Annotated in this window: 1 protein-coding gene and 5 pseudogenes; 3 read left to right on the forward strand and 3 right to left on the reverse strand. The window is 67.0% G+C overall.

All coding sequences use genetic code 11. From position 1 onward, the window contains the following. Positions 1-156: 156 nt before the first annotated feature. A pseudogene (locus ACFU8Q_RS39935) lies at positions 157-352 on the reverse strand (hypothetical protein). Positions 353-635: 283 nt separating this feature from the next. On the opposite strand from ACFU8Q_RS39935, the gene ACFU8Q_RS39940 reads away from it, so the two are divergent. Then, positions 636-1,190, forward strand: coding sequence for a hypothetical protein (locus ACFU8Q_RS39940; protein ID WP_384464677.1), 555 nt, complete (start codon positions 636-638; stop codon positions 1,188-1,190). A 190-nt stretch (positions 1,191-1,380) separates the two neighbouring features. On the opposite strand, the pseudogene ACFU8Q_RS39945 reads toward ACFU8Q_RS39940, so the two are convergent. Beyond that, positions 1,381-1,779, reverse strand: a pseudogene (locus tag ACFU8Q_RS39945) (transposase); the annotation flags it as partial. Between the two features lie 46 nt (positions 1,780-1,825). On the opposite strand from ACFU8Q_RS39945, the pseudogene ACFU8Q_RS39950 reads away from it, so the two are divergent. Further along, positions 1,826-2,283, forward strand: a pseudogene (locus tag ACFU8Q_RS39950) (NUDIX domain-containing protein). Between the two features lie 57 nt (positions 2,284-2,340). After that, a pseudogene (locus ACFU8Q_RS39955) lies at positions 2,341-2,706 on the forward strand (site-specific integrase); the annotation flags it as partial. Between the two features lie 255 nt (positions 2,707-2,961). Here ACFU8Q_RS39955 and ACFU8Q_RS39960 read toward each other — a convergent pair. Next, positions 2,962-3,859: pseudogene (locus tag ACFU8Q_RS39960) on the reverse strand (IS1380 family transposase); the annotation flags it as partial. Positions 3,860-3,945 lie beyond the last annotated feature (86 nt).

Consider the following 3,945-nt stretch of genomic DNA (forward strand, 5'->3'; position numbering starts at 1 on the left):
CGACGAAACGACGATCTATCACTCCCACACCGACGCCACCCCTACCCCTGACCAGCGAAAACGCCATCATCAGACTCGGAAAGACAACAGCCTCTCAGGCGCAACCCCTGTCGCAACGTCGGTACCCCTGGTCCACCGAGGACCCCCGGCGGCCCGTCACGCGGCCTGGACTGCTTCTCGGGAGCGGGCCAGCTGCCGCAGCTCGGAGCGCGCCACTGGCGCCGAGGGGACGGTCTCCCAGTAGGGGTGCCACCACAGCCGTACGGACAGGCGCAGCAGGCGGCGGCGCAGGGCGGCGGTGTCACGGGGGCGCGGCAAGCGCGTCGTAGGTGGTGTCCCAGGCGCGCTGCACGGGTCTGAGCCAGCGATCACCGATCGGCGCAGCGGCCTGGCGCGGCAATCGGATCCATCATCCCCGGCGCCGGAACAGCCGTCGGTGGAGTCGTCGGAGGCGTGGTCGGCGGTATCGCCGGGAGCTATGTCTGCAGCAAGGCGGGTGATTTCTTCAACAGTCTCTGGTGACTCATCCCCGATATCCTGGCCCCTGCGGTGCACTGTGACCGCCGGGGCCAGGTCCTTTGTCCGGTCACAATGATTCGGGCCTTTTCCCGGGACCTGCGGGGCAGAAAAGAGTGATGAGCGAGTACGACACGTCCGGCGGCTGGTTCGACGCCGATCCGGAGCTGGAGCCCACCGAGGACGGCCTGCGGTTTCTCGCCGCGCTGCGGGAGCGGGCGGAGTCCGGCGGATGGGGCTGCGAGTCCGACGACACCTATGCGACGTTCGCGGTCTTCGAGAACCGTACGGAACTTCTGGTCACCCTGGGTCTGTCCGATCCCACGACCGAGCCCGAGCAGCATGTGCTGACAGTGGGTGCGTTCTTCACCGGTTCGCGTCTCGTCGGCGGGGAATCCCGCGATCAGCTGTACACCCTTGAGCGGACCCTGGAAACGCTGATCGAGGAGGACGGGTCGCCGGAATTCCTCGCCGAGCGGGCAGCGGAGTGGTTCGCGCGGTTGACCGAACTGCCCGTCCTGAGGAACGAGTTCGCCGTCGACGGCCGGGTGGTGAACCGGCAGTGGGTGCTGGCCGGCTCCGGCCGGGAGCTGGCGGCGCAGTTCCGGGTGGAGCCGGGCGACCCGCTCGCGCGCACGGTCCAGGTGCGGGGCGCGGCCGGCTCCGGGGAGTGAGGGCGGTGTGACCTCGGCCAGCTCCGCGGGCTGATGTGATTGGGGTGGGGGGCAGCGGGTGGTCGTCAGCGGAATCATGGTGTGGATGTCCTGGTAGTGGGTGTAGGGCGGGGCTGTGGTTGTTGTCATGGGGTGACCAAGCGGCTGTTGTGGTGTGGCTAGTGTGATGCGCCGCAAATCACGGGGGTAACTATTCCTTTGATGGCTGGCTGGGTGGGTTAATTTTGGTGAGATAGTCGGCGAGGGATTTGAGGATCTCGTCGGCGGCCTTGGTCCAGGTCAAGGGCCTCGGGTTCTCGTTCCATCCGTCGATCCAGGCCTTGATGTCTTGCTCCAGGGCCTTCACGGAGGTGTGCACCCCGCGGCGGATGAGCTTGTCCGTCAGCAGGCCGAACCACCGCTCGACCTGGTTCATCCACGAGGAGCCGGTGGGGGTGAAGTGGACGTGGAAGCGTGGGTGCTTTCCGAGCCACGTCTTGATCTCGGCGGTGTTGTGGGTGGCGTAATTGTCACAGACCAGGTGGACGTCGAGGCCAACGGGCACGGCCTTGTCGATCGTGACCAGGAACTTCTTGAACTCGATCCGGCGGGCGGCCAGCGCCTGGCTCAAGGCGCAGATGACTGACAATGCCGGGATGACCCGACCCAGAATCCGTGTCGCCGCATACGTAGTCCGGAACCGCACCGTCCCCGAAGTTCTGGTGTTCGACCACATCGGTATGCCTGAGGCCGGCACCCAAGTCCCCGCGGGAGGAGTCAAACCAGGCGAACAACTGGAAGAAGCGGTCCTTCGAGAGGTCGCCGAGGAGACCGGTCTGCTGACAGCTACGGTCGTCCGACAGATCGCCACAGAGAACAAGCCCCATCCCGACACCGGTCAGCCACGACGAACCAGCTTCTTCTTCCTCCAGGCATCAGCAGAAACCCCCGATGCGTGGAACCACCACTCAACGGCGACGGAGACGACGCTGGCCTCACCTTCACCTGCCGATTCCTCCCCCTTCCCCTAAAGCAACCACCGGCCGACGATCAAGATGCATGGCTGGGCCACATCGATCCGCGCTGGACCACCGTGACCGGCGACAGTCAGTAATCAGAAACCGGCCCCATCCGCTGAATACGCGACACCTCAACATGCGGGCCTACCAGTCCCGAGGCCGTGAAGGGCCGCACCCGCGGGCCGGTGTTCGTCACCCACCGCCGCCCCAGCCCCGGCAAGGTGCTCACCGCCCGGGACGTCTGCCCGGACACCGGCCTGGCCCGGCTCTCGTACGGCCAGGCCCATGCCCTGCTGGACCAGCACACCGCGCTGGCCGGGCCGGGCACCGGCTGGGACCTGCACGAGTACCGGCACTCCGGCCTCTCCCACCTCGGCGAGCGGGGCGCCTCCGAGCTGATGCTGATGGCCAAGTCCCGCCACAGGAAGGCAGAGAACGTCCGCCGCTACTTCAAGCCCTCCCCCGAGGCCATCGCCGAGGTCACCAGCCTCCTCGCCCCCGCCGACAGCAGGCGCTGAGGGATAGGCCGACCTGGAGTCCTCCTTGCGGGCGACCATGTGCGTCCCCGCGTTGGCTGCGGACCCACGGCGGGTAGTTGACGCCGGTCCGCAACGACAGGACTAACCTCGCCGTTTCGGTTGGGCTGAGGCGGCTGCGTTGATCATCAACTGTTGGGTGGTCGAGGCGATTCTGTTGCCTGGGCATGGTGGAGTCCCGGCGCAATGGTCGGGTTCTCCGGGTCCTTCGGATCGTGGGTGGGCGGGGGCCGCAGGTCAGTCAACCGGTCGGGGCAGTGCGGCAAGGCGGTGGAAAGCCGTGGCCAGTTCGTGTCTCCAGGGCCAGGTCGCCGAGATCCGCAGGCGGAGGCGGCGTCCACCGCGGGTGAGGCGGGCGGCAACGTGTAGCAGCCGGTAGCGAAGTTTCTTGGGTTCGGCGGCGGCGAGTTCGCCGTCCAGCAGGAGGACGCGGGCCCAGGCGAGGAGATCGATCGCCGTGAGGCTGAGTTCGAGCCAGGTGGCGTTGACGTCGAAGTGGCGGGAGGGGAAGCGGCCGAAGCCAGTGTTCTTGCCGCACCGGATGTGGTCCTCGACGGTGGCGGACCTCAAGGAACTGTGCGGAACCGCCACCGGAGTAAGGGGTATCGGTAAGGAATACCTGGTGCCGCAGGCCCTCGTCGTGGTCGAACAGGGACAGTTGGGCGCCGGGGTGCGGTCGTTCGCGCCGCACGGTGATGCGGGTGCCGACCGGGTATCCAGCGAGGTCGACCATGCCGGTCAGTTCGGCGACCTCGGCGCCGTCTCGCAGTGTCCCGTTCTGGTCCAGGGCGGGATGCCAGAGAGCTTCGGGCAGTGAGCGGATTGCACGACGGACTGGCTCGGTGACCGCGTATCCGACCGAGAACCGCAGGTTCAACCCGTGCTCGCGCAAGGTTCGGATGTGGGTGAGGAAGGCTTTCGCGGATCCGGCGCTGTCGGCGCGGACCAGGATCTGGGTGCCGTGCCGGTGAGCGTCGGGGATCTGTGCGAGGGCGTCGTCCAGCACCGCGATGTGATCGGTGGCGGTGTTGGCGCCGGAGTTGCCGGGCCGCAGTCGGCCGGACATGGCCTCGCCGGTGTTCGCGAGGAAACACAGCAGCGGATGAAAGCCGAAGCCGCCTTTGTAAGACCGTGTCCTATGTGGTGAGTCGGAGGAGTCGTTTGTAGCAGCAGAGGGCGGCGGCGAGGCCGAGGAAGGCAAGGTAGTTGCGGGGGTTGCGT

This window comes from Streptomyces sp. NPDC057543 (assembly GCF_042801895.1).
Taxonomy (GTDB): domain Bacteria; phylum Actinomycetota; class Actinomycetes; order Streptomycetales; family Streptomycetaceae; genus Streptomyces.

Bases quoted from the DNA above. Each gene is read 5' to 3' on its own strand.
- ACFU8Q_RS39940 (WP_384464677.1), top strand. From the start codon at position 636: ATGAGCGAGTACGACACGTCCGGCGGCTGGTTCGACGCCGATCCGGAG.